The sequence below is a fragment of the Nonomuraea sp. NPDC049152 genome (genome assembly GCF_040648355.1).
GTDB lineage: Bacteria > Actinomycetota > Actinomycetes > Streptosporangiales > Streptosporangiaceae > Nonomuraea.
This window is the reverse complement of the sequence record NZ_JBEZDO010000002.1, coordinates 495214-520707: the sequence shown is the minus strand read 5'-3', so window position 1 is coordinate 520707 and position 25494 is coordinate 495214. Positions and strand designations below refer to the sequence as shown.

At 70.7% G+C, this 25494-nt stretch carries 25 protein-coding genes; 3 read left to right on the top strand and 22 right to left on the bottom strand.

Features of this window, described 5'->3' with window-relative positions:
* Positions 1-8: 8 nt before the first annotated feature.
* The 8 genes from AB0B45_RS06200 to AB0B45_RS06165 form a co-directional block, all read right to left on the bottom strand.
* The gene (locus AB0B45_RS06200; RefSeq protein ID WP_358126106.1) at positions 9-959 is read right to left on the bottom strand and encodes a permease prefix domain 1-containing protein; all 951 of its coding nucleotides are present in this window, start codon (positions 957-959) and stop codon (positions 9-11) included.
* Positions 956-1291 (bottom strand): PadR family transcriptional regulator, encoded by a 336-nt coding sequence (locus AB0B45_RS06195; protein WP_358126103.1) that lies wholly within the window; start codon positions 1289-1291, stop codon positions 956-958. The genes AB0B45_RS06200 and AB0B45_RS06195 overlap by 4 nt, the downstream gene beginning before the upstream one ends.
* The gene (locus AB0B45_RS06190; protein ID WP_358126100.1) at positions 1278-2216 is read right to left on the bottom strand and encodes an EamA family transporter; all 939 of its coding nucleotides are present in this window, start codon (positions 2214-2216) and stop codon (positions 1278-1280) included. The genes AB0B45_RS06195 and AB0B45_RS06190 overlap by 14 nt, the downstream gene beginning before the upstream one ends.
* Positions 2217-2325: 109 nt before the next feature.
* Positions 2326-2817 (bottom strand): Lrp/AsnC family transcriptional regulator, encoded by a 492-nt coding sequence (locus AB0B45_RS06185; protein ID WP_358126097.1) that lies wholly within the window; start codon positions 2815-2817, stop codon positions 2326-2328.
* A gap of 124 nt (positions 2818-2941) precedes the next feature.
* On the bottom strand, positions 2942-4345 hold the full coding sequence (locus tag AB0B45_RS06180; protein WP_358126095.1) for a sugar porter family MFS transporter: 1404 nt from the start codon (positions 4343-4345) through the stop codon (positions 2942-2944).
* A gap of 58 nt (positions 4346-4403) precedes the next feature.
* The gene (locus AB0B45_RS06175) at positions 4404-6905 is read right to left on the bottom strand and encodes a polynucleotide kinase-phosphatase (protein ID WP_358126092.1); all 2502 of its coding nucleotides are present in this window, start codon (positions 6903-6905) and stop codon (positions 4404-4406) included.
* A complete protein-coding gene (locus AB0B45_RS06170; protein WP_358126089.1) occupies positions 6895-8298 on the bottom strand; it encodes a 3' terminal RNA ribose 2'-O-methyltransferase Hen1 in 1404 nt (467 codons plus the stop codon). Before AB0B45_RS06170 ends, AB0B45_RS06175 begins: the two co-directional genes overlap by 11 nt.
* Positions 8299-8416: 118 nt before the next feature.
* Positions 8417-9322, bottom strand: a complete 906-nt coding sequence (locus AB0B45_RS06165) for an LLM class F420-dependent oxidoreductase (protein WP_358126086.1) — start codon at positions 9320-9322, stop codon at positions 8417-8419.
* Between the two features lie 78 nt (positions 9323-9400).
* Between AB0B45_RS06165 and AB0B45_RS06160 the strand changes: the two genes are divergently transcribed.
* Positions 9401-10420, top strand: coding sequence for a hypothetical protein (locus AB0B45_RS06160; protein ID WP_358126083.1), 1020 nt, complete (start codon positions 9401-9403; stop codon positions 10418-10420).
* Positions 10421-10422: 2 nt separating this feature from the next.
* Here the strand turns inward: AB0B45_RS06160 and AB0B45_RS06155 are convergent, their stop codons facing one another.
* From AB0B45_RS06155 to AB0B45_RS06120, 8 genes are all read right to left on the bottom strand, one after another.
* The gene (locus AB0B45_RS06155; protein WP_358126080.1) at positions 10423-11253 is read right to left on the bottom strand and encodes an SDR family NAD(P)-dependent oxidoreductase; all 831 of its coding nucleotides are present in this window, start codon (positions 11251-11253) and stop codon (positions 10423-10425) included.
* 115 nt (positions 11254-11368) lie between these two features.
* Positions 11369-12346, bottom strand: coding sequence for an aldo/keto reductase (locus tag AB0B45_RS06150; protein ID WP_358126078.1), 978 nt, complete (start codon positions 12344-12346; stop codon positions 11369-11371).
* 201 nt (positions 12347-12547) lie between these two features.
* On the bottom strand, positions 12548-13669 hold the full coding sequence (locus tag AB0B45_RS06145) for a tetratricopeptide repeat protein (protein WP_358126075.1): 1122 nt from the start codon (positions 13667-13669) through the stop codon (positions 12548-12550).
* Between the two features lie 5 nt (positions 13670-13674).
* Positions 13675-13878, bottom strand: coding sequence for a hypothetical protein (locus tag AB0B45_RS06140; RefSeq protein ID WP_358126072.1), 204 nt, complete (start codon positions 13876-13878; stop codon positions 13675-13677).
* A gap of 22 nt (positions 13879-13900) precedes the next feature.
* On the bottom strand, positions 13901-14035 hold the full coding sequence (locus AB0B45_RS06135; protein WP_358126069.1) for a hypothetical protein: 135 nt from the start codon (positions 14033-14035) through the stop codon (positions 13901-13903).
* Positions 14036-14681: 646 nt separating this feature from the next.
* Entirely contained in the window at positions 14682-14843 is a 162-nt protein-coding gene (locus tag AB0B45_RS06130) for a hypothetical protein (protein ID WP_358126066.1), read from the bottom strand.
* Between the two features lie 34 nt (positions 14844-14877).
* The gene (locus AB0B45_RS06125) at positions 14878-16110 is read right to left on the bottom strand and encodes a class I SAM-dependent RNA methyltransferase (RefSeq protein WP_358126064.1); all 1233 of its coding nucleotides are present in this window, start codon (positions 16108-16110) and stop codon (positions 14878-14880) included.
* A gap of 13 nt (positions 16111-16123) precedes the next feature.
* Positions 16124-18166: an APC family permease gene (locus tag AB0B45_RS06120; RefSeq protein ID WP_358126062.1), complete on the bottom strand. Its 2043-nt coding sequence runs from the start codon at positions 18164-18166 to the stop codon at positions 16124-16126.
* Positions 18167-18257: 91 nt separating this feature from the next.
* Here AB0B45_RS06120 and AB0B45_RS06115 point away from each other — a divergent pair, with 91 nt between their 5' ends.
* Together AB0B45_RS06115 and AB0B45_RS06110 are read left to right on the top strand one after the other, a co-directional pair.
* On the top strand, positions 18258-18923 hold the full coding sequence (locus AB0B45_RS06115) for a TrkA family potassium uptake protein (RefSeq protein ID WP_358126059.1): 666 nt from the start codon (positions 18258-18260) through the stop codon (positions 18921-18923).
* Positions 18923-19582, top strand: a complete 660-nt coding sequence (locus AB0B45_RS06110) for a TrkA family potassium uptake protein (RefSeq protein WP_358126056.1) — start codon at positions 18923-18925, stop codon at positions 19580-19582. The genes AB0B45_RS06115 and AB0B45_RS06110 overlap by 1 nt, the downstream gene beginning before the upstream one ends.
* Here the strand turns inward: AB0B45_RS06110 and AB0B45_RS06105 are convergent.
* The 6 genes from AB0B45_RS06105 to AB0B45_RS06080 form a co-directional block, all read right to left on the bottom strand.
* Positions 19579-21564, bottom strand: a complete 1986-nt coding sequence (locus AB0B45_RS06105) for a protein kinase (RefSeq protein WP_358126053.1) — start codon at positions 21562-21564, stop codon at positions 19579-19581. The two genes, AB0B45_RS06110 and AB0B45_RS06105, sit on opposite strands and share 4 nt — an antisense overlap.
* Positions 21565-22020: 456 nt before the next feature.
* Complete coding sequence (locus AB0B45_RS06100; RefSeq protein WP_358126050.1) at positions 22021-22680, bottom strand: DUF3159 domain-containing protein; 660 nt, start codon at positions 22678-22680, stop codon at positions 22021-22023.
* 18 nt (positions 22681-22698) lie between these two features.
* Positions 22699-23088, bottom strand: a complete 390-nt coding sequence (locus AB0B45_RS06095; RefSeq protein WP_358126048.1) for an OB-fold nucleic acid binding domain-containing protein — start codon at positions 23086-23088, stop codon at positions 22699-22701.
* A 27-nt stretch (positions 23089-23115) separates the two neighbouring features.
* Complete coding sequence (locus AB0B45_RS06090) at positions 23116-23769, bottom strand: DUF3710 domain-containing protein (protein ID WP_358126046.1); 654 nt, start codon at positions 23767-23769, stop codon at positions 23116-23118.
* A gap of 14 nt (positions 23770-23783) precedes the next feature.
* The gene (gene dut, locus AB0B45_RS06085; protein WP_358126043.1) at positions 23784-24221 is read right to left on the bottom strand and encodes a dUTP diphosphatase; all 438 of its coding nucleotides are present in this window, start codon (positions 24219-24221) and stop codon (positions 23784-23786) included.
* Positions 24222-24267: 46 nt separating this feature from the next.
* Positions 24268-25395, bottom strand: a complete 1128-nt coding sequence (locus AB0B45_RS06080) for an AI-2E family transporter (protein WP_358126040.1) — start codon at positions 25393-25395, stop codon at positions 24268-24270.
* Positions 25396-25494 lie beyond the last annotated feature (99 nt).

Genomic DNA, 25494 nt, shown 5'->3' with positions numbered 1-25494 from the left:
GCGACCGGTCAGCGGCGAAGCGCCCGGCTGATCCCCTGGGTGACGATGTGGATGAGCGTGCCCACGGAGAGCACGACGAGCCCCGTGTCGATCCACTGCGGGACGCTCGACGGCCACCCGGCCGCCTGGACGAAGGCCGGGTTGAGCACCCGGTGGGTCGCGGCGAGCCAGATCAACATGATCGCGGCGGCGAGGTCGGCGATCGACCCGGTGACGGCGACGGGAACGCTCCAGCGTGCGTAGTACCTCACGAAGGAGAAAGCGAGGGTCGCGACCACGAGGGCGAGGAAGAGGTACACGACGCCGGTCTCCCACAGCCAGGGCGAGAGCACGCCGATGGGCTCGCCGTGCGCGTCCGTCTCGGTGCTCACCACCGGCGAGAGCAGCACGAAGGTCGTGATGAGGACGAACAGCACGGTCTCGGTGACCAGCTCCCCGTACCGGGCGCGGCGGCTGGGCGGCTCGGGGAGCGCGGCGGGGGTCCAGGGCCGGATCGGCGTCCGGCGCGGGGCGGAGGTGCGTTCGATGATCGCGAAGACGAGCGTCGTCCAGAAGGCGAGGTGGACGGCGGCCGTGAACGCCGCGCCGACCGTGTCGCCGATCACGGGGAGGGCGGTACCGCCCTGGAGGGTCCGTACGAGTCCGACGGCCGCGGCGACGGCGGGCACGACCGTCGCCAACAGCGCCGTCAGCAGTCGCGTGTAGTCGAGGTAGAGCGCTGGGCCGATGAGCTGGAGCGGACGATCCGCGTAGCCGGCGGCCAGCCGCGCGGGGTCGCCGAGTTCGGTGAGCACCGCGAGTTCCGCTTCGGCGGGGTCGCTTCCGGCGTCGAGGCGGTCGTCGACGGCGTCCGCGATCGAGGCGCGAAGCTCCTTCTCGATGTCGGGGCGCTGCCTTTCGGGCAGGCGGTGCAGGGCCGCCTCGACGTAGCGGTCGGTGAGGGTGCTCGCGGTGGTCATGACTCGCCCTTCAGGGTGCGGAATGCCGTGTGGAGCTCGTCCCAGTCGCGGCTCAGGGTGTCGGCGAGTGCGACGCCGTCGTCGCTTGTGCGGTAGAACTTGCGCGGCCTGGACTCCTCGGTGTTCCAGTCGCTGGTCAGGAGCCCCTGCTTCTCGAGCCGGCGCAGGAGCGGGTAGAGGGTGTTGGCGTCGACGGCGAAGCCTCGCTGGTCGAGCAGGTCGAGCAGCGCGTACCCGTAGTTCGGCTGCCTCAGGATGAGCAGGCACGCGAGCACGACGGTTCCCCGCCGGAGCTCCTGCAGGTGCACGGAGAGAAGCTCATCGCTTAGCATGCGACTCACAATAGTGTGTGTCACACACTATTGCAACGGGTCGCCGGTCGCGACGGGCGGGGAGGCTGACGACGGCAAGGCCGCCCAGCAGGATCAGCGCGCCCGCCGCGACCGGCACGGACATGCGCTCGCCCAGCACGAGGACGCCCAGCACGCCGGCCACCAGCGGCTCGGCGAGGCTGAGCGTGGCGGCGGTCGCCGCGCTGACTCTGCGCAGGCCGGTGACGAAGAACATGTACGCCAGGGCCGTGGTGGCTCCGGCGAGCCAGGCCACCAGCCAAAGCGAGCGAGCGTCGGCGAGCGGGGCCAGCCCGACGACGAGCCAGGGAAGCGTGACCGCCGAGCCCAGCAGCAGGGTCAGCGACACGGCCGCGGGCATCGCCACTCCGTCGTCGACGAGCCGCTTGGCCGACACGGTGTAGACGCCGAAGCAGCCGCCGGCCACGACGCCCAGGACCAGGCCGAGCGGATCGACCCGCACGGAGCCCGGCGGCGCCGACATGAGCGTGACGCCGACGACCGCGGCGGCCGTGCCGGCCAGCCAGGTCCTGGTGAGCGGGGTGCGCAGGACGAGCCGCTGGCACAGCCCGGTGAAGACGGGCGCGAAGCCGAACGCCAGCGCGGTGGCCACGGCGGCCCCGGTCCTGGAGACCGAGGTCAGGAACGCCGCCTGGAAGACGCCGGTGGCCGCGGCGGCCGACAGCAGCGGCGGCCAGGCCGTCCTGGTGATGGTCCGGAAGGCGGCGCGGTCGGTGAGCAGGACAAAGGCCAGCAGGAGCAGGCCGCCGAACAGGATCCGGGCGCAGCCGAGAGCCACCGGGCTCGCGGCCGAGTCGGCCAGGACCTGGGCGGGACCGACCGTTCCCCACAGGAGTCCGGCGCCGAGCACCAGCAGGCTTCCAGAAGCGTTGTTTCGTTGGTTCACACCTCGGACGCTAGGCGTTCGTGCGGAAGCGCTACCCATAAGCCGAAGATCCTTCGGCCCATGCGGTCAGGGCCGCCAGACCTTCGACGGTCGGCTGGGTGGAAGCGGGTCAGGCGTACGGAGTTCGGCGTCCGCGCGGCTCGGCCACAGGAAGTTCGGTCTGTTCCACCGGCTGCACGTAGTCGAAGACCACGGTCGTGCGCACGTCCACGAACTCCTTGCGGCGCGCCAGGCGGTCGAGGACGAAGTCCCGCAGATACTGGGTGCTCGGGACGGCGACGTGCACGAGGATGTCCTCGTTGCCGGTCACGACGAACACTCCGAGCGTCTCGGGCAGCGCGGCCATGGTGTCGCGCGTCGACTCGATGGCCTCGCGCGACTGCGGCCTGATCCTGATCGAGATCAGGGCCTGCACGCCGCGCCCGAGGGCCTCGGGATCCACCGCGGCGTGGAAGCCGGTGATCACGCCCCTGGCGCGCAGCGCGCGGGTGCGCTCCAGCGCGGTGGACGGCGCCACCCCCACGGCCTCGGCCAGCTCGCGGTTGGTCTGCCTGCCGTCGCGCTGCAGCCGACGGAGGATCGCCTGATCGACGGCGTCCACGTGATGATCCCTTCGCCCCGCGCCGACGAGGCGAACGTCCTGCGCGTTCCGTCAGCGTTCCCGCTCCTTCTCCGAATTTTATTCGACGAGGGAGGGTGACCGACGCTCGCGGCGAGGACAGGTACTACCCCATCTCCTCCAGTTTCCGGCCCTTCGTCTCCTTGACCCATCTGGCGACGAAGACGAACGACAGCGCGGCGAAGATCGTGTACATCACATAGGTGAGCGGCAGGTTCCACGCCGACAGGCTGGGGAACGACACCGTGATCGCCCAGTTGGCCAGCCACTGGGCGGACGCCGCGACCGACAGGGCGAGGGCGCGGATGCGGTTGGGGAACATCTCGCCCAGCAGGACCCACACCACGACGCCCCACGACAGGGCGAAGAACAGCACGTACGTGTGGGCCGCGATCAGCGCGACGGCGCCCTGGAGGTCGGGCAGTGAGACCTTCCCGCCCGCCGTCCTTGCGGCGCTGAAGGCCCACGCGGCCGTGGCCAGCGAGACCGTCATCCCGGTCGAGCCGATCAGCAGCAGTGGCTTGCGGCCGATCTTGTCGACCAGTGCGATGGCGATGAACGTGCCGATGATGTTGATCACCGAGGTGGAGAAGCTCCACAGCAGCGACTCGCTCTGGTTGATGCCGACCGACTGCCACAGCTCGGAGGAGTAGTAGAAGATCACGTTGATGCCGACGAACTGCTGGAAGACCGACAGCCCGATGCCGATCCACACGATCGGCAGCAGGCCGAGCGCGGGACCGCGCAGCTCGCGCATCGTCGAGCGCTTCTCCGTCTTCAGCACGTCGTGGATCTCGGCCACCCTGGCGTCCAGGTCGGCGTGCTCGCCCTCGACCTCGGCCAGCACCTTCCTGGCCTGCGCGGTCTTGCCGACAGCGACGAGGAAGCGCGGCGATTCGGGGATCACCGAGGCGAACAGCAGGTAGAGCAGGGCGGGCACGACGCACGCGCCGAGCATCCACTGCCAGGCCTGCAGCCCCCACAGGTGGTTGTTGACGTTGCCGCCGGCGATGCGCGCAATGACGTAGTTGACCAGCTGCGACACGGCGATGCCGAGCACGATGGCCAGCTGCTGGAACGAGCCGAGCCTGCCACGGTAGGCGGGCGGGGCGACCTCGGCGATGTAGGCGGGGCCGATCACCGAGGCCATGCCGATCGCCACGCCCGCCAGCACCCGCCAGAAGGCCAGGTCCCAGAGGGCGAAGGGCAGCATCTGGCCGATCGAGCTGACCGCGAACAGCATCGCGGCCAGCTGCATCGCCCTGATGCGGCCCCACCGGTCGGCCACGCCTCCGGCCAGCCATGCCCCGATCGCCGAGCCCAGCAGCGCGATGGCCACGACGAAGCCCGTCTGGACCGGGCCCACCTGGAAGTACTTCCTGATGCCGGTGACCGCGCCGTTGATCACCGAGCTGTCGTAGCCGAACAGGAAGCCACCGATGGCGGCCGCCGCCGTGATGAACACGACGTGACCGATGTTCTCCTGTCGCATTCCCTGGGAGCTCGCCATGTCCGAGCCCTACCCAAATGTCCTTCGAGCACGGCTTGGCGCGGCGAAACTTTGGCGATCACAGGCGAGGGTCGACCGGCTCCGACTCCATCGCCAGCACGGCGAAGACGGGCTCGTGCACGCGCCACAGCGGATCGCCGTCGGCCAGACGGGCCAGCGCCTCCAGGCCGAGCGCGTGCTCGCGCAGCGCCATCGACCGCTTCTTGCCGAGGAAGCGGCGGCGCAGCGTGTCGAGCGACTCGGTGTAGTCGGGCCCGTAGATGATGCGCAGGTATTCGCGCCCGCGCACCTTCACACCCGGCTGCACCCGGCCCTCGGGGTGGGCGGAGGCCGGCTTGACGACCATGCCCTCGCCGCCCTCCGCGGTCAGCGCCTCCCACCACTCCACCGCGCTCCGCCGCGACTCGGCCGAGGCGAGGTCGACGAACAGATGCCTGGTGGGGGTGATGATCGGGTCGTCGAGCAGGGCGAGGCGCTCCAGGTGCCACGCGTGCGGTTCGAGCGCGGTGTTCCGGCCTTCCACAGCCAGGATCTGGAACGGCGCGAGCCGTACACCATCGAGTCCGTCGACCGGCCAGCAGTAGCGCGCATAGGCGTCGCGAAAACGGGCAGCGTTGTCCTCGCGACGCCGGGTGCGGGACAGCAACTCGCCCACATCCAGCCCGCGCCCGGCCGCCGCTTCGAGCACCTCCACCGCCACGGGCACCGCGGCGCGCGCCGCCGCGCCCACGGAGGCGTACTGCGTGCGGATCAGCTCGCCCGCCTTGGCCGACCACGGCAGCAGCTCACAGTCCAGCGCCACCCAGTCGGAGCCGAGCGCGGCCCACAACGGCTCGCACGCCTGCCGCAGCCGGTCGACCAGCGGGGCGAGGTCGCCGAAGAACGGCCGGCCCGTGCGGGTGTAGACGGCGCCCGCGGAGCCGTCGGTGACGCCGAAACGCTCGGCCGCGACCTCAGCCGTCCTGGCCAGGACGGCGACCGCCCGCGACCCCATGTGCTTCTCCTCGCACACGACCTCGCGCACCCCGTGGGCGGCGAACTCCTCGAACGCCTCGTGCGGGTGCTCCAGGTAGCCGTCCAGCCGGGAGGTCTCCGGCGGGGCCATGGTCGGCGGCAGGTAGACCAGCCAGCGCGGGTCGACGGCGAAGCGGCTCATGACCTCCAGGGCGGCGGCCGCGTTCTCCTCCATGACCTTGACCCTGGCGCCGAAGCGCGTCTCGACGTACCGGGTGCCCTGCACGTCGCCGATGTCGAGGCTGACCGGGTCGCGGTAGCCGGGAGCGGTGAGCGGCTTGACCGGCTCGTACCAGACCTTCTCCGCGGGCACCGAGACGATCTCCCGCGACGGGTACCGCAGCCCGGTCAGCCTGCCGCCGAACACGCAGCCGGTGTCGAGGCAGATCGTGTTGTTGATCCACTCCGGTTTGGTCGTCGGGGTGTGGCCGTAGACGACCATGGCACGGCCCCGGTACTCCTGCGCCCACGGGTAGCGGACGGGCAGTCCGTACTCGTCGGTCTCGCCCGTGGTGTCGCCGTACAGCGCGAAGGAGCGGACCCTGCCGGAGGCACGGCCGTGGTAGGACTCCTTCAGCCCGGCGTGCGCGACGACCAGGCGGCCCTCGTCGAGCTGGTAGTGGCTGATGAGCCCGTCGAGGAACGCGGTCGCCTCGCGGGTGAACTCCTCCGTCTCGGCGGCGAACTGCTCGAGCGACTGCTCCAGGCCGTGGGCGACGCGCACCTTGCGGCCCTTGAGCGCCTTGACCAGCTTCTCCTCGTGGTTGCCCCGCACGCAGACGGCGGTTCCCGCTGCGATCATGCCCATGACCAGGCGGACCACACCGGGCGAGTCGGGGCCGCGGTCGACGAGGTCGCCGACGAACACGGCGGTGCGGCCCTCGGGATGCGTGGCGGTGACCGCCTTGCCGTCGACGCGGGTCAGCTCCCAGCCCAGCTCGGCGAGCAGCGACTCCAGCTCGGCGCGGCAGCCGTGGACGTCGCCGATGATGTCGAACGGGCCCGTGAGGTCCTTCTTGTCGGTCCACGCCCTTTCGTAGGCGACGGTGGCGGTGTCGATCTCCTCCACGCCGCGCAGCACGTGGACCTTGCGGAAGCCGTCCCTGTTGATCCTGCCGAGGGAGCGGCGCAGGTCCTTGCGCTGCCTGATCACCACGCCGGCGCCGAAGTCGCGGTCGGGCCGGGCGGCGTTGCGCTCGATCGCCACCTCCTCGGGCACGTCCAGGACGATCGCGTCGCACAGCACGTCGTGCTTCTTGGCCAGCGCGATGAGGGTCTGGCGCGGGCCGTACTGCACGCTGGTGGCGTCGACGACGGTCAGCAGGCCGCGCGAGAGCCTGGTCGCGACGATGTGGTCGAGCAGCTCGAAGGCGGCCTGCGTGGCCGACTGGTCGTTCTCGTCGTCGGAGACCAGGCCACGGCAGAAGTCGGAGGAGATGACCTGGGTCGGCTTGAAGTGCCTGGCGGCGAACGTCGACTTCCCGCTGCCCGAGACGCCGACGAGCACCACGAGGGACAGCTCGGGGATGCGGATCTCAGTGCTCACGGGTGAAGACTCCCATCTGCGTCGGCGAACCCTTGTCGGGGTCCTCGTCGCCGACCGGCTTGAAGGTGACGGTGTAGCGGTACTCCCGCGCGACCCGGCCGGCCCACGCGGCGAACTCGGCGCGGGTCCACTCGAAGCGGTGGTCGGGGTGGCGCATCCCGGTCAGGAACTCGTAGTTGACGTTGTACTCGGAGTTGGGCGTGGTCACGATCACGTGCTGCGGGGCCGCGTGGCCGAACACCACCCGCTCCAGCGCCGCCAGCCTTGGCGGGTCGACGTGCTCGACGACCTCCATGAGCACGGCGGCGTCGTATCCGGCGAAGCGCGGGTCGGTGTAGGTGAGCGCGCCCTGGAAGAGGGTGAGCCTGGCCCGTTTGGCGTCCGGCATCCGCTCCAGCTTGAGCTTGCGGGCGGCGATGCCGAGCGCCAGCGTCGAGACGTCCACGCCGGCGACCCTGGCGAACCTCGGCTCGGCCAGCAGCGCGCCGACCAGCTGGCCGGAGCCGCAGCCCAGGTCGATGACTGAGGAGGCGCCCAGCTCCTCCAGCGTCTTCACGACCTCCTCGCGGCGGCGCGTGTTCAGCGGGACTGCCTTCTCCTCCAGCGGGCCGCCCTTGTCCTCCTCGATGCGCGGCTCGAGCGCCTCCTCGGTCTCGTCGCCGAGCTCGGCGAGCCTGGCGAAGGCCGTACGCTCCAGGGCTCTGCGCCGGCCGAGGTAGCGGCGGGTGATCAGCGTCAGCTCGGGGTGCTGAGCCAGCCAGCCCTCCCCCGCGCGGATCAGCTTGTCCACCTCGTCGGGGGCGATCCAGTAGTGCTTGCCGTCGTCGAGGACGGGCAGCAGCACGTACAGGTGGTTGAGCGCGTCGGCCAGCCGCAGCCGCCCGCGCAGCCGCAGCCGCACGTACCGCGAGTCACCCCACTCGGGAAAAGCCTCGTCCAGCGGTACGGCCCTCGCCTCCGTCTCCCAGCCGAGCGGCTCGAACAGCCTGCGAGCCAGGTCGGGACCGCCCCTGCACGGCAGCGCGGGCAGCGTGATCTCCAGCGGGAGCGTCCCCGCCGCCAGCTCGGGCCTGGCGTTGCAGCGCCCGCTGCGCGCGGTGCGGAAGACGTCGCCGATCGCCACCGCCATCAGCGAGGAGGCGGCGTAGGGGCGGTCGTTGACGTACTGCGACAGGCTGAAGTCGGGCGACGTGCGGCCCCTGGTGCGCACCAGCGCGACGGGGTCGACGTCGAGCAGGAGCGCAGCGGTGCACCGGTCCTCGCCCGCCTCTGGGTAGAACACCGTGGCCGTTCCGAAGGACTGGGCGAACCGCTGCACCCTGTCGGGATGCTTGTGGAGGAGAAAGCCCAGGTCGGTGGCCGGCGTGGCGGTGGTCGAGATCGTCAGTAGCACCCGTCAAGTGTGCCGTAGCCCGATTTCGGCCGCCATCTCATAATTCAGCCGACATGCACGTGGGGGCTCGAACGGCACCCTGGCCGACGTCAACCTGGGTGCCGTCCGGGAAGAGGCGTCAGGTGTGCGCCGATATCTCCGCCGCGATCAGCTCGAGATGCTCCAGGTCGGACAGGTCCATGATCTGCAGGTAGATGCGCTCGGCGCCCAGCTCGGCGAAGCGGCCGATCTTGTCGAGCACCTCGGAGGGCGTGCCGGCCAGACCTCCCTCGCGCATCTGGGCGGCGGTGTGGCCGATGGCGGCCGCCCTCCGCTCCACCTCGGCCTCGTCGGCGCCGACGCAGACGGTCTGGGCGACGGAGTAGATCATCGGGCGTTCGGCGAGCCGCCGCACCCTGTCGAACGCCGCGCCCGTCTCCTCGACCGAGTGGAAGGGCACGTTGTACTCGTCGGCGAACCTGGCGGCCACGCGCGGCGTGCGCTTGGCGCCGACCCCGCCGATGATGATCGGCGGGCGGGGACGCTGGGCGGGCTTGGGCAGCGCGGGCGAGTCGACCACGCGGTAGTGGGCGCCCTCGAAGGAGTAGCCCTTGTCGGCGGTCCACAGCCCTGTGATGATCTCCAACTGCTCCTCCCACAGGGCGAACCGCTCGCCGAGGGGCGGGAAGGGGATGCCGTACGCGAGGTGCTCGCCTTCGAACCAGCCGGTGCCGAAGCCCAGCTCGACGCGTCCGCCGCTCATCTGGTCCACCTGGGCGACGCTGATGGCCAGCGGTCCAGGCAGGCGGAAGGTCGCGGGCGTGACCAGGGTGCCCAGCCTGATCGTCGAGGTCTCCCTGACCAGTCCCGCCAGGGAGATCCACGCGTCGGTCGAGCCGGGCCCCGGGTCGCCGGAGCCGATGCGCAGGTAGTGGTCGGAGCGGAAGAACGCGTCGAATCCGAGCCGCTCGGTGGCCTTCGCCACCGCCAGCAGATCGTCGTAGGTCGCGCCCTGCTGGGGCTCGGTGAAGATCCTTAGCTTCATACCGCCATTATCCGGCCACCCCTCCCCGAGCCCTGCTAGCGTTCACCATCGGTCATCAACCTGACACGGTAGGTGAGCATGGCGCGTCACAGAGAGCCAGGCACCCCGCCGCGCACCCTCGTGGTGCTGGCAGGGCTCGGCCTGGCGGGGGTGACAGGCGTGGCGGTCTGGTTCCTGCCGGCCCAGGTCACGCCCGAATGGTCGGCTTCCCTGGCCGCCGCGAGGCCGCCCGGCCGGGCCGCCGCCTCCCCTTCGCCCCCTCCCCCGTCCGGGCCCGCCGAGACGAGCCCCTCCGGCTACGTGGCCTTCGTCGACACGGCGGTGAACCCGGGGTTCGACCTGCCCGGAGCGGCCCGCCGTACCGGCGTGCGGTGGTTCTCCCTCGGCCGGGTGATGGCGGGCCCCAGCGGCTGCGCGCCCAAGTGGGGCGGCACGCTCGACCCCGGCCGCAACCCCGTCGCCAACCGCGTCCCGGAACTGCGGACGGCCGGTGGCCACGCGGGCCTCGCCTTCGGCGGCCCCGTGGGCAGGGAGCTGGCCGCCGCCTGTGCCGACCAGCGCGCGCTCACCTCCGCCTACCGCAGGGTGATCGGCGCCTTCGGCGTCTCCTTCGTGGAGTTCGAGATCCGCGACGGCGGCGACCTGTCCGCCGTACGGCGCAGGGCCCGCGCGCTGGCCGACCTGCGGCGGGACAAGGACCTCGCGGTCACCTTCAGTGTCCTTCTCAGCCCCTCGGGCCTGTCGCCCACCGACGTGGAGATGCTCCGCCAGACCACGGCGGCGGGCGCGGAGATCGACACGGTCAACCTGCTGGCCGCGATCGAGCCCCACACCGCGGGCGAGGGCCGCATGCGGCGACTGGCCGCCGCCGTCCGCGCCGCGCGCAGCCAGCTGGCGCAGGTCCTCGCGATCGACGCGGCAGAGGCGTGGCGGCGGATCGCGCTCACCGCGGTACTGGCCGATCCCGACAGCCTCAGCCTGCTCGACGCGCGCAAGCTGTCGTGGTACTCGACGCGCAACGACCTGGCATGGCTGTCGACGCGTGGCGCCACGCCGTCCGCCACCATCGTCAGGGCGCTCAGGGGAGAGCGGGCCTAGCCTCACGGCCAGGAGAGCACCTTGCCGAAACGCACCAGCTCGCCGTAGAACGCCGGGTCGAAGCCCGGCTCCAACGCCAGGTCGAGGAGCGCGACGGCCGCCTGCTCCGGCGTCTGCGCCCCCGTCATGTCGAACCACGGCCGCGACGAGGCGGTGTCGATCATGCCAGGGCAGACCGCGACGACCAGCCGGTCGTGCGCCAGGTCCTCGGCGCGCCGCCGCCGCGCGACGGCCCGCACCGCCGCCACCTGCCCCACCTTCGACGGAATGTTGATGAACGCGGGCCAGCCCTCCTGTTCCGCCCGCCCCTCCCGTACGGCGTCGCGCCACGCCAGCATGATCGCGTCGATCTGCTCCGGAGTCTCCGCCTCGTCGAAGCGCGGCCGCAGCTCCTCGGGCAGCTCGCGCAGGCGGCCGAGGGAACTCGAGACGACGACGAACCGGCCTCCCTGGCGCAGGACGGGCAGGAACGCGCGCGTCATCCGCGTCGTGCCGAGGTTGTTGACGTCCACGTAGGCGTCGATCACCTCGGCCGGCACGTCCTGCGGCACCGTACGCAGGTAGTGGTTGGAGAAGACGATGTCCACGCCCCCGTGCCGGTCCCGCAGCTCCCGCGCGAAGGCCGCCACCGCGTCCGCGTCGCCGACGTCCAGCAGGCGCGCCCGGACCTCGGCCTTCGCGCCCGACACCCGTTCCTTCGCCTCCGCCACCCTGCCCGCGTCACGTCCGGTGAGGTAGACGACGTCGCCGGGGCCGAGCCGCCGGGCCAGTCCCTCTGCAAGGGCGAAGCCCAGTCCCTGGTTCGCGCCCGTCACCAATGCGATCTTGCTCATGCCGGCAACGGTAGGCGGCCGGGGCCGCGGCCGACAAACGACCATCCCGCACAGCTGCCATGCCCGCCACGCATGGGCCGGGGGCGCCGCCCACCGGCCGCCCCCCGATCCCGGGCTAGTCCTCGACCGCGCGCATCTGCTCGTCCTGGTACCGGCCGCCCACGGGCGGGGTGATCGCGTCGAGCCGCTCCATCTGCGCCGGCGTCAGCCGGACGGCGTCCGCCGCTGCGTTCTCCTCCAACCGCGACACCCTCTTCGTGCCGGGGATGGGCGCGATGTCGTCGCCCTTGGACAGCAGCCAGGCCAGCGCCACCTGCGCGGGCGTGACCCCCGCCTCCTGGGCTACGGCCTCCACCTCGTCGACGATGCGGAGGTTCCGCTCGAAGTTCCCCTCGGTGAACCGCGGGTTGTCCCTCCGGAAGTCGTCGGCGGCGAACTGGTCCGTCGATCGGATCGAGCCGGTCAGGAAGCCGCGGCCCAGCGGCGAGTACGCCACGAAGCCGATGCCGAGCTCGCGCAGCGCCGGGAGCAATGCCGCCTCGGGGTCACGCGTCCACAGCGAGTACTCCGTCTGCAGCGCGGTGATCGGATGCACGGCATGGGCGCGGCGGATCGTCTCCACGCCCGCCTCCGACAGGCCGATGTGGCGGACCTTGCCGGCCTCGACCAGCTCGGAAAGGGCTCCGACGGTGTCCTCGATGGGCGTGTTCGGGTCGACCCTGTGCTGGTAGTACAGATCGATGTGGTCGGTGCCGAGCCGCTTCAGCGAGCCCTCGGCCGCGATCCGGATGTTCGCGGGGCTGCTGTCCAGGACGCCGGGCCCGCCGCCCTCATGCGAGACCAGGCCGAACTTCGTGGCAAGGACGACCTCGTCGCGACGATCCTTGAGCGCCTTGCCGACGAGTTCCTCGTTGAGGTAGGGCCCGTAGATCTCGGCGGTGTCCAGGAACGTCACACCCAGATCCAGCGCCCGGTGGATGGTGCGGATCGCCTCGGCTTCGTCGCTGTTGGCGCCGGTGTAGTAGGCGGACATCGTCATGGCACCGAGGCCGATGCGGGAGACGTCCAGTCCGCCCAGCGCGATGTGTTTCATTAGTCTCGGTTCCTCGCTCGGGCGTCACCATGAGTTGGCGGCGTACTGTCTCAACGCTAGGCGCGGATCGCGGCGCCAACCTGGGCGAACGGCCCCGAGGAGCACACCCGGGCCACAAAGAGCGACATTCTGGGGCATCGCATGACCTTCCCTATAACCGCCCCCGGGACCGTTCACCCGAGGAACGGCCCCCGACCCCCTTTACCCCCCGCCCGGCCAGACTGGGCGCTGACCGCGCTGCGCGCCTAGGAGCGCGGCGTGGTTGGCGCGGCAGGCGGCGAGCACGGGGTGGTCAGGTGAGACCGAGCCCTCCAAGATCGCCAGGGCGCGCTGGTAGAGCGCCGCGGCCTCTGGCCGGTCCCCCTGATCTTCTTTGAGCAGCGCCAGGTTGTTGAGCGTCGGCGCCAGTTCGGGATGCAGAGTGCCGAGCGTCTGTTCCTTGATGGCCAAGGAGCGCCGGTACAGCTGCTCGGCCCTGGCCAGTTCGCCGCGCCGGTAGGCGATCGCGGCCAGGTTGTTGCAGGTGCCCGCGATTTCGTAGTGGTCGTCACCGTAGACGCGGGTGAAGACCTCCAGCGCCTGCAGCAATAGTGTCTCCGCTTCGTCGTGCCGACCGAGGGCGTCCAGGATCGCGGCCAGGGCGGCGCGGTCGGCGGCGGTCACGGGGTGATCGGCGCCGAGGGCGTGCTCGCTCAACGCCAGCGAACGGCGGGCATGCGGTTCGGCGGCGGCGAAGTCGCCTCTGGCGTGGGCGAGCCCGCCGAGGTTGTGGTGGACGGCTGCCAGGTCGAGACGGTACGAGCTCAGCGCCCGCTCCAGGAGTGCGAGGACCTGGTGGTAGAGCTGTTCGGCCTCGGTGAAGTGGCCGGTATGTTTGCAGGTGACGGCCAGCTCGTTGAGCAGGTTGGCCAGTTCGGGCGGCGCCGGTGTCGGGAGCTGCTTGGCGCGGGCGATGGCCGAGCGCAGGAGACGTTCGGCTTGCTCGTAGTCGCCGCCGGTGCGGTGGACGGCGGCGAGTTCGCCCTGGATGGCCAACCTCAGCCGGACACCCTCGGTGGTGGCACCTCCCTGCTCGCTCAGGGTGAGCGCCTCGTTCAGCGTTCTAGCGGCTTGCGCCAGGTCACCGAGGTGCCGGCGCAAGCCGCCTTCCATGAGCAGGACCCCGGCCAGCGCCTCGGCCGTGTCGGCTTCGGTTGCCGTACCGCTTTCGGTCAGCAACAGGCGCGCCTGGACGGCGTGCTCCAGCGCGGCGGAATAGTTCCCTTCACTCCTGAGTCGCGCGGCTTCGGTGAGGGCTTGAACCAGGTCCTGCTCGGTTTCCATCGGTGTCAGCGCGTCCAGGCGTGGAGCAGGACGGTCTCGTTGTGGTTGAGACTCAGCCTGTCCGACCTGTCAGGCTTGGGCTTCGCCGCGGCGGCGTCGGCTGCGCCGGCGGTGGCCGCTGCTGCGCCGGCGGCAAGCAGGAGCGTGAGCAGCCCAGCGGTGAGCCGCCGTCCGGTCTGAGCCCCTGGCTGGTGGTCGTGTGCGGACATATCTGTTCTCCGTTCAGTGTGGTCAGCTGGGGACCAGCACGGTCTCGTTGTGGTTCCTGCTGATCGCCGGCGACGGCTGCCGAGGCTGGGCCACGGCGGCGTCGGCAGCGCCGGCGTTCGCGGCCACCGCGCCGGAGGCCAGGACGAGCGCCAGCACCGCGGCAGCGGTGAACCGACGCCCGTTACCGGTCGTCGCGTGGACGGAGCCATGCTGGACTTTTGCCCAGGTCCTGGGTGGTCATGTAGGTCATGAGAGCCGCGAATATGTCGGTCGCGCGTGGGCAGCCGACCTGCCCTTCTGCACCGACGATCCGAGACCTAGCTCCTTTCACTGGGGTGATTTATGTGCTTTGTACTTGAATCTGGTTATTGGTCCCTTTCATCTGGCTTGCAGAGATCAGCTCGTGAGCGTCACCGGCAGCAACGGCCGCCACGGGGGTGGGATCCCATGACGGCCGGAGTCTCACAAGTAGACGGGTACCCCGTAGCGCGAGACGGCGCGGCGAACGGCGGCAATCAGGCACTGGGCCCGCCAGTCCGGCAACGTCGTGTTCTTCGACTGGGACGGCACCGACTCCATCTCACGCATCGACCACGTCGGCATCGTCGAGGTCGTCCTCGGCGTAGTCCGCGTCAGCCTGCGCCAGCAGCGCACCGACCTGGCGGGCGCGGCTCATCAGCAGCGGAATCCGCATCGCCAGGTCAGGCTCGTCACCGCGTCACCAGCGACCTGGGCTGACTCGCGCGCCTCGCCCTGGCCGACGAGAAGGCGGGCCCGGTCGACAGGATCAGCGGCCGGTCCATCACGTCGTCGACGGGGCAGGCGTCCAGCGCTTTCTGCTGCGCGTCCCACGCCTCGCCCGAACGGCGGTGAGCACCTGGCTGGTGTACATGTCGAGCTCGCGCTGCGGGAAGCCGAAGAACGTCTCGCTCTGCGCGCGTCCCTGGTCATACGTGCGCATCATCTGTTGCGTTTCTGCTGGTCAGCGCGACACAAAATCAGCTGACCAGCAGCGCGACGCACTCCACGTGGTGCGTCATCGGGAAGGCGTCGAAGGCTCGCAAGTCCGCCAAGCCGTACCCCAGCTCCCCGAACCACTGCAGATCCCGCGCCAACGTAGCCGGGTCGCACGACACGTACACCACCCGGGCCGCCTCCAGAGAGGCGACGCGCTCCACCACCTCACGCCCGAGCCCGGAGCGCGGCGGGTCGACGACGACCAGGTCGGCGCGTTCGATCTCGAAGCGGTCCAGCGCGTCCTCCACCCGGCCGCGCTCCACCTGCGCCCACGGCAGGTCGCGCAGGTTGAGGCGGGCGTCCCGGACGGCGGCCGCCTCGCTCTCCACGCCGAACACCGCGCCGGAGGGCCCGACCGCCTCGGCCAGGCCCGCGGCGAACAGGCCGACGCCGCAGTAGAGGTCGAGCGCCCATTCGCCCGGCTCGGGGGCGGCGTAGCTGAGGACGGCGTCGAGGAGGGTTTCGGCGGCGCCGGGGTGGACCTGCCAGAAGCCGCTGCCCGTCACCTGGAACTCGCGGTCGCCGACCCGCTCGTGCAGCATGCCGGAGCCGTGCCGGGGCTCGGTACGGCCCTTGCCCTGGTTGACGAGGATGGAGGCGGGCGCGTCGAGGGACGGCACGGCGACGGAGCGGCGCGGTTTGGGGGCGATGACGACGGCGTGGTCGCCGGCGGAGGAGGCGATGACCTCGACGCCCGAGGATCCCTGCCAGGTGCGCGACTCCACGCCGACGGCCTCGATCTCGGGGTGGGCGATGAGGCAGGCGTCGACGGGTTCGATGTCGTGGGAGCGGTGCCTGCGGAAGCCGAGCCTTCCGTCGCGGTCGGCGGCGAACTGGACGCGGGTGCGCCAGCCGAGCCCGTCCTTGGCGCCCGGCACCTCTTCGACCAGCACCTCTCGGGTGATGCCCGCCAGCCTGCGCAGCTGCTCGGCCACGACGTCGGCCTTGAGCGCGCGCTGAGCCTCCACGCTGGCGTGCTGCCAGTCGCAGCCGCCGCACTTGCCGGGGCCCGCGTAGGGGCACGGCGGCGTCACCCTGTCGGGCGAGGGTTCGAGGATCTGGACGGCGTCGGCGCGCAGGAAGCGGGTCGTCTCCTCGGTGACCTCCGCGATGACGCGCTCACCTGGCAGCGCGTGCCGTACGAAGACGACGCGCCCTTCGTGCCGCGCCACACACCAGCCACCGTGGGCCACCGGCCCTACTTCAAGTTCCACCTGCCCAGACTACTCATGCCTTGGCCTTGTCGTCGTCGCCCCTGGCCTCGTGCGAGGGCCGGCGGACCGCGCCGGGCGCGAACGCCTCGCGGCGGGCACGCAGCCGGTCGGAGGAGTGGAGCTGCCACGGCACGCTGGTCACCATCACGCCGGGCTTGAACAGCAGCCGCGCCTTGAGGCGCAGCGCGCTCTGGTTGTGGAGCAGGTGCTCCCACCAGTGGCCGACGACGTACTCGGGGATGAAGACGGTGACGACGTCGCGCGGAGAGCGGCGGCGCAGCGTCTTGACGTAGTCGAGGATGGGCTGGGTGATCTCCCTGTACGGCGAGTCCAGCATCTTGAGCGGCACGGGGATCCCCCTGCGCTCCCACTCCTCCTGGAGTGCGGCGGCCTCCTCGCCTTCGACGCCGACGGTGACCGCCTCGATGGTGGAGGGCCTGGTGGCGCGGGCGTAGGCCAGGGCCCGCAGCGTGGGCTTGTGGATCTTGGAGACGAGCACGATCGCGTGGTTGCGAGCGGGCAGCATGGTCTCGTCGAGTTCCTCGGTGACGGCCAGCTCGGCGGCGACGTTGTCGTAGTGGTGCCGGATGCCCTTCATCATCAGGAACAGGATCGGCATCGCCAGGCACACGATCCACGCGCCGACCAGGAACTTGGTCAGCAGCACGACCACCAGCACCAGCGCCGTCATGACGCCGCCGAAGAAGTTGATGACCCTGGAGCGCTGCATCTGGAAGCGGACGCGCTGGTCGGTCTCGGTCTTCAGATGGCGGGTCCAGTGGATGACCATGCCGGTCTGGCTGAGGGTGAAGGAGACGAAGACGCCGACGATGTAGAGGTTCAGCAGGCGGCTGACGTCTGCCTGGAACCCCCACAGCAGCAGGCAGGCGCCCAGCGCCAGGATGACGATGCCGTTGGAGAAGGCCAGGCGGTCGCCGCGGGTGTGGAGCTGGCGCGGCAGGTAGCGGTCCTGGGCGAGGATCGAGCCGAGCACGGGGAAGCCGTTGAAGGCGGTGTTGGCGGCCAGGAACAGGATGAGCGCGGTGACCGCCGAGATGATGACGAACATCAGCGAGCCGCTGCCGAAGACCGCGTCGGCCACCTGGGAGATGATCGGCTGCTGGTAGTAGTCGGGCCCGACGGGGGTGCCGTCGGGCCGCAGCAGGTCCACCGCGACGTGCTCGGGTTCGGCGACGGTGACGCCGGAGGCCAGGCCGATGGCGATGATGCCGGAGAACATCGTGACGGCCACCAGGCCCATCATGAGCAGCGTGGTGGCCGCGTTCTTGCTCTTGGGTTTTCGGAAGGCAGGCACGCCGTTGCTGATGGCCTCGACACCGGTCAGCGCGGCGCAGCCGGAGGAGAACGCGCGCAGCACGAGGAACGCCGCCGCGAAGGCGGTCAGGTTGGTCTGCTCGGCCACGACCTGGAATCCCGCGGTGGGCGCCTTGAGCTCGTCGCCGAGGATCAGCAGCCGGAAGCCGCCCCAGGTGACCAGGCCGAGCACCGCGATCATGAAAGCGTAGGTGGGGATGGCGAAGGCGACGCCTGACTCGCGGATGCCGCGCAGGTTCACGATCGTGAGCAGCACGACGATGATGATGGCGACGGTCGGCTTGTGCTCGGCCACGAACGGGACGGTGGCGCCCACGTAGTCGACACCGTTGGCGACCGAGACGGCCACGGTGAGCACGTAGTCGACCATGAGCGCGCTGGCGACGGTGAGCCCCGCGTTCTTGCCGAGGTTGACGGTGGCCACCTCGTAGTCGCCGCCGCCGCTGGGATAGGCGTGGACGTTCTGCCGGTAGGAAGCGACCACGGTCAGCATCACCACGACGACGGCCATGGCCACCCATGGGCTGTAGTGGTAGAAGGAGACGCCCGCGAGGGACAGGATGACAAGGATCTCCTGCGGCGCGTACGCCACGGAGGAGAGCGCGTCACTCGCGAAAACGGGCAGCGCGACCCGCTTTGGTAGCAATTGCTCGTGAAGCTGCCCACTACGGAGTGCGCGTCCCACCAGGAGACGCTTGACAAGATCTGTCACCTTCGCCACGTCTGAAGATGCTAGTCCTCCTTGCCATCCCCACCGACACGGCGCTCCCTGTGCGCGCCATACTGAGGACAAGGCAACCCGTGGGGAGCACATGCATATCGTGATCATGGGGTGCGGGCGGGTCGGGTCGACCATCGCCCACATCCTTGAGGACAACGGCCATTCGGTCGCGATCATCGACCGCGATCCGCAGGCGTTCAGGCGGCTGAGGGCCGGATTCAGGGGCCGCAGGGTCACCGGGGTCGGCTTCGATCGCGACGTGCTGCAGGAGGCGGGCATCGAGTCCGCGACCGCCTACGTGGCCGTCAGCAGCGGCGACAACTCCAACATCATCTCCGCGCGGGTCGCGCGCGAGACCTTCGGCGTCGACAACGTCGTGGCGCGCATCTACGACTCCCGGCGTGCGGAGGTCTACCAGCGGCTCGGCATCCCCACGGTGGCCACCGTACGGTGGACGGCCGACCAGATCCTGCGCCGCATCCTGCCCGAGGGCGCCGAGCCGTTGTGGCGCGACCCCACGGGCACGGTCGTGCTGGCCGAGGTCGCCACCAACCCCACGTGGATCGGCACCAAGGTCACCGCGCTGGAGGAGGTCGTCGGCGCCAGGGTCGCCTTCATCAACCGCATGGGCGAGACCCTGGTCACCAAGTCCGACACGGTGGTGCAGGAGGGCGACATCCTCCACGTCATCGCCGCCGAGAACGACATGGACCGGATCAACAAGGTGCTGGCCGCCGCACCGGAAGGGGACCACTGATGCGCATCGCCATCGCAGGCGCGGGCGCGGTCGGCCGTTCCATCGCCGCCGAGCTCCTGGAGAACGGCCACGAGATCCTGCTGATCGACAGCGACCCGAAGGCAATCAAGATCGACGCGGTGCCGCGCGCCGAGTGGCTGCTCGCCGACGCCTGCGAGATCTCCTCCCTCGACGAGGCGGGGCTCAACAACTGCCACGTCGTGGTCGCCTCCACCGGCGACGACAAGGTCAACCTCGTGGTCTCCCTGCTGGCCAAGACGGAGTACGGCGTGCCGCGTGTGGTCGCCCGCATCAACCACCCCAACAACGAGTGGCTGTTCAACGAGTCGTGGGGCGTCGACGTCGCGGTCTCCACCCCTCGCCTGCTGTCGGCGCTGGTCGAGGAGGCGGTCAGCGTCGGCGACCTGGTCCGCCTGATGACCTTCCGCCAGGGCCAGGCCAACCTGGTCGAGCTCACACTGCCCGAGGACGCGCCCGTCGTCGGCCAGCGCGCGGGCTCGGTGCCTTGGCCCGTCGACTCGGCGCTGGTGGCGATCCTGCGCGAGGGGCGGGTGCTGGTGCCCTCGGCCGACGACCCGCTGGAGGCGGGCGACGAGCTGATGTTCGTCGCCAGCCAGGAGGTGGAGGACGAGCTGGCCCAGCTCCTGTCCCCCCACTAGCCGGTACGGCCGGCCGCCCACCACCCCCATACGGTGGCCAGCGCCCAGACGGCGGCCGACGCCTCGTTCAGGACCGCGAGGATCACAGTCGTGAGGCCGCTCGGACCGGCGAGGTCGATCCAGAGGTGCATCACGGCCAGCGCCGCGAAGCCGGTCACCGCGGCTGCCGCGACGGCGGCGGCGGTTCTGGACCGCTGCCACGTGCGCACGGCCGTGACGGCCGTCCACGCGCACAGGAGCCCGTAGGCCATGGCCATGGTCACATGGGATCCGGCGCCGGTCTGGTATCCGCCCAGGTAGCCGGCGAACGCGACGAACGGCAGCGCCCTGGTGACGGTCGCCGCCGTGCCGCCTTCGGGCAGCAGCGGTCTCGGCAGGACGGCGGCCAGCAGCGCGAAGGCGGCGAACAGGATCAGCAGCGCGGTGCCCGCCCCGACAGTGGGCACCTCGACGCCCACCCACCTGGCCGCCCCGGGCACCGCATAGGCGACTACCCCCGCGACCGCCGCGAAGACAGCCGCGCCCCTGAGCACCCGCGCCACCCGCCGCCCGCCGGGTACGACCTGCCGCTCCGCCAGGCCACTCCCCTCAGAGCCGCCCGTCCCACGAAAGCCACCACCCCGAGGTCCCCGCGACTCCACCAGCGGGCCGCCTCCCGCATAGCCACCCGGCCCCCGAGACTCACCGGCCCCGGGTTGAGGCGGCGGCGGTGGCACATCACCCGGAGAATCCGGCGCCTTCGCGGGCGCGCCAGACGACCGACCCTCAGCCGCACCGGATGAAGCGGAGGCGGGCGAACCGGCGGGGGGCGAACCCGCGGCGGGCGAAGCGGACACGGGCGTCGTAGACGAAGAGCCGACGGGCGCACCGGACAAAGGGGCGACGGACGACGGGTCGACGGACGACGGGTCGATGGGCGATGCAGAGGCGGGCGCATCGGACGAACGGCCGACGGGCGAAACGGACGCGGAAGGGTCGGTGGGTGAAGCGGCTGGGGCGGATCCGGCGAACGCACCCGGTTCTGGGGGTGCGGCGGGGCGGACGGGGCCGGGGTCGGTGGGGGCATCGGGGTCGGGTCCTGAGGAAGCGTCGGCCCGGTGGTCGCGTACCAGCGCCGCCAGCGCCCGCGACCCCGCCCTCCTGCGCGTCTCCTCCTGCGGCCGACCCGCCACCCTGCCCAGAGCCGCGGCCACGGACTCGTGTGACAACCGCTCCTCAGGATCCTTGCGCAGGAGCCCCTGCACGACCCCCTCCAGCCGTTCCGCGAGCCGCATCGGCCGCGGCTCCCGCATGAGGATGGCCGCAAGGATCGCGACAGGACTCTCCATCGGGTACGGCGGGACGCCCTCAACCGCCGTGTACAGCGTCGCCCCCAGCGCCCACAGATCGCTGGCCTCGCCGGCGGGCGCGCCTTCGAGCCGCTCGGGCGCCATGTAGGCGGGCGACCCCATCAGCATCCCGGTCGCGGTGAGCGTCGGGGAGTCGGCGACGTGCGCGATGCCGAAGTCGGTCAGCACCACTCCCCCGTCGTCGAGGAGGAGGACGTTGGCCGGCTTCACGTCCCTGTGCATGATCCCCGCGGCGTGGGCGGTCCTGAGCGCTTCGAGCACCTTGAGCCCGATGTCGGCCGCGACCTGCTCGGACAGCGGGCCGGTCCGCTCCAGCACCTGCGCCAGGGACGAGGCGGGCAACAGCTCCATGACGATCCAGGGGTGACCCTTGTCCATGACCACGTCGTGAATGGTGATCACATAGGGGTGGCGCAGCCGGGCCGCGGCCCTGGCCTCGCGCAGCACCCGCTCGAAGGCGCGCTCCCTGTCCTTCTCGCCCATCCAGCCAGGCACCAGCACCTGCTTGAGCGCGACGGGCCTGTCGAGTACCTGGTCGTGGGCCCGCCACACCGCGCCCATCCCGCCACGTCCCAGCTCGTCCGACAGCAGGTACCTGCCGCCGACCAGCCGCTGTTCGGAGGGCTCACCCACGCTTCGCCCCTACCCTCACATGTCACCCCACATCCTTCATGTCAACACTCGCACGCGATGCCCCGATCCCGAACACCCTCGCAGCCGGGCGCGGCCAGAAACTCGCCCCTGCACCACCCGAAGAGACGCCGCCCCGACCTTCCACCCAGGCCCACCGAGGCGGCAAAAAAACGTGATGGCCCGACCACCCCCCGGCCCGCAGACCCGGGAGGCGGTGAACCGACCGACCGCCCACTCGGGTCCAAAGCAGGCGGAGCGGGGTGCGTCGTCCCGGCGGACGCGGGCGGGGGTTTACCGAAGAACCCGCCTGACGATCCCGACGTGACGGCGGGTCAGCGGCGGCGCTGGAGTGGCGTGAATGACAGCAGGCCACCGGTGACCCCGGTGGCCTCTATCGTGCTGCGCCGTACAGAAAAGAAAGTCGGCGCCGAACAGAAAGAATTCTGTTCGGCGGGGTCACGCGGCGGCGGCCTGGATCGGGGTGCGGCCGCGGCTGAGGAGCCAGGCCATCGCGGCCAGGCTCGCGACCTGCAGCGGCCACCCCATGAGCACCTTCGCGATGCCGAGCGCCGCGATCGCCTCGTCGCCGCCGCCGAACAGGTAGATCGGCAGCTGGACCGCCACCCGCACCACGCACGGCAGCATGAGCAGCCACGTCAGCCTGGTGCACAGCTTCACGATTCCGGCGTCCTTGTGCCAGGCGGTGGGATCGCCCGTGACCGAGCCGATGAGGAAGCCGACGACCGGCCATCTGGCCGCGATGGAGATGAGCATGGCCGCGGCGTATCCGGAGTTGTAGAGGATGCCGGGCAGGTAGACGTCGCGCGCGTCACCGGTGCGGGAGGCGAAGAACCAGCCGATGCCGATGCCGATCAAGCTGTTGATCACGAACTGCGGGGTGGAGCGCTGCGCGAGGCGCACCACCAGCAGCACGGCGGCGAGGGAGGCGCTGATGATGAGCGACAGGTTCAGCTGCTCGGTCACCAGCCATGACACCGTGAAGGCGATGGTCGGCACCGCGGCCTCGACGATGCCGCGGATGCCGCCGAGCGCTTTGGACAGCTGCGCCCTGATGGCGGACTCGACGGTGTCGTGGGCCGTGGCCTGCTCTGTCACGTGATCGATCGCTCCCTGTCAGGCGCCTGGGCGCAGTTCGTAGCGCGGGTTGAACATCACCTTGCGCCCGTCTTGCATGCTGACCAGGCCCTCGGCTTTGACGATGCGGCCTGGTTCGATGCCCGCGATCTTGCGTCGGCCCAGCCACACCAGGTCGATCACGTCGGAGCCGTCGTACAGCTCGGCTTCGAGCGCGGGGGCGCCGCCCCGCGGACGCAGCGTCACCGTACGTAGCGTACCCGCCACGCAGAAGCGTCGCCTGCCACCGCAGGAGACGATCGGCGTGGCGCCCGCCTGGTCGGCGTCTTCACGCAGCTCTTCGGCCTCCAGCTCGGCCTGCGTGGAGGCCAGTCTGCTGAAGAACCCGCGCAATCCCCCGCGTTTGGGGGGCTCTGCCGTACTAGTCATGATGACTCAGCTTATGCGATGAGGCGGTCAGCGGGTCTCGGTGATTTCCGGCCCTCTTCTGAACGGGTTCTGACCGGCCTCAGGCGGGGCGGGTACGGCTTGCCGCTCTCCGGGAATGCGCAGCAGGATGGGCTCCTCGGGGGCCATCGGCTCCTCGCCGCGCACCACGACCACGTCGCGGATGACGGCTTCGAGCGGCTCGGCCACGGCGGAGTCGAGAGCGGCCTTGCCGCTGATGACCGCGCGCAGGAACCAGCGCGGGCCGTCGACGCCCAGGTAACGGACCGCCTGGGTGCCGCCCTCCGCCGGGATGTTGCCGGCCAGTTCGGGGCCGAACGGGCCTTCGGTCACCTCGACCGTGCCGCCCGCCTCCTTCACGCTGGCGACCAGCTTGGTCCTGACCTCGTCCCACAGGCCGCCCCGCTTGGGCGCGGCGAAGGCGTGCAGTTGCAGGGCGCTGTCGTCGTGGATGACGACCACGCCGATCGGCTGGTCGCCCGCGACGGCGATCTGCACGTCGAAGCCTTCGCTGACACTGATGCGCATGCCGCCGAGGTCGACGCGATCACCTTGGGGGTGCGGCTCGTCGGCGTCCCACGGGCCCGACTCGCGCGCCTGCCGCTGGACGGCCGCCTCCACGACTTGCTGCTCGGGCTGCTCACGCTTGCGACGTCGGAACACTGTCGATCACTCCCTCATCTACCTGTGGAACCGAAGCCGTCGGCCCCGCGCACGGAGCCGGGCAGCCGGTCCACCTCGTAGAAGGCGGCCCGCTCGACCCGCTGGACGACCAGCTGGGCGATGCGGTCGCCGCGGCGCAGCCGGACCGCCTCCTTGGTGTCGGTGTTGAGCAGCGTCACCTTGATCTCGCCCCGGTAGCCCGCGTCGACGGTGCCTGGAGCGTTGACGAGCGTGACGCCGTGCTTGGCGGCCAGACCCGAGCGCGGGTGCACGAAGGCGGCGTAACCGTCGGGCAGCGCGATCGCCACCCCGGTGCCGACCAGCGCGCGCTCGCCCGGCATCAGCTCGACGTCCGCCGCGGCGACCAGATCGGCCCCTGCGTCGCCGGCATGCGCGTAGCTCGGCACCGGCAGGTCGGGGTCGAGGCGGTGGATGAGCACCTCTACGGTCATGCGGTCTCCTCGCTACACCCCAACGTACGCGTCATGAGGGATGAGACTACCCCTTGGGCTGCTCGGATTCGCTCTTCGCGGGAACCTGCGGCGGTGGTGGCGCATCAGCCGGTGGCAAAGCCGGCGCTTCGTGCCGGAGCTCGGGCAGGGCCCGGTAGATGACCGCCGCGACGGGTACGGCCACGGCCGCCCCCGCGATGCCGCCGAGGATGCCGCCCACGGCCAGCACGATGATGATCGCGAGAGGGTGGAAGTTGAGCGCCCTGCCCACGATGAGCGGCTGCAGCACGTGGTTCTCTAGCTGCTGCTCGACGATGAGCACCGCCAGGAAGATCAGCGCCTTGAGCGGGCTGGTCGTGCCGAGGGTGACGAGCGTGGCGACCGTGCCGGCGATGAAGATGCCGACGATGGGGATGAAGCTGGCCAGGAAGATGAGGATGGCCAGCGGTGCCCAGAGCGGCACGCCGAGCCCCGCCAGCACGATGCCCATGACCAGGCCGTGGACGGCCGCGACGGCGACCGTGCCCTGCACGTAGTGGGAGACCGTCGTCCAGGCCACCCTGCCGGCCCTGTCGACGCGGGAGGACATCCCGCCGAAGCCCTTGAGGAACCAGGACCAGATCCTGTCGCCGTCCTTGAGCAGGAAGAACGTCACGAAGAGCATGAGCACCATCGAGGCCAGCACCTCGATGGCGACCTGCCCTGCGGTCAGCACGGTGTTGGTGATGGCGGCCTGCGAGGTCTGCAGCTGGTTGGTGATGGTCTTGACCCAGTCGTCGAGCTGCTTGGTGTCGAGGTGGATGGGCCCCGTCACCAGCCAGTCGCGCAGCTCGTTTATCGACTGCTGCACCTGCTCGACCACGGTCGGGAACTCGGCGCTCGCCCTGGCGCCGATGAGCCAGCCCGCTCCGGCCAGGACGGCGAGCGCGACCAGCAGGGTGATCCAGGCGGCGTAGATGGGCCGCAGGCCGGCGTCGGTCAGCCTGCTGCTGAGCGGGTAGAGCAATGCGGTCAGCAGCAGCGCGATCGCCACCGGCAGCGCCACGAAGCTGAGCTTGGCGACGATCGAGGCGAAGACGTAGACGACCACGCCGACGACGATCAGGCACGCGCTCCATGCGGCCATCTTGGCCACGACGGGCGGTACCAGCTGGGTTGGGCGGTCGGAGAACACATGTTCAAGACTGTCATGCCGCCGACGCGAACGCGCGCGGATATCGCCGTGGACGAAAGATCGGGGGGCACGGGCATGGGCCGTACCCCCACAAATCCG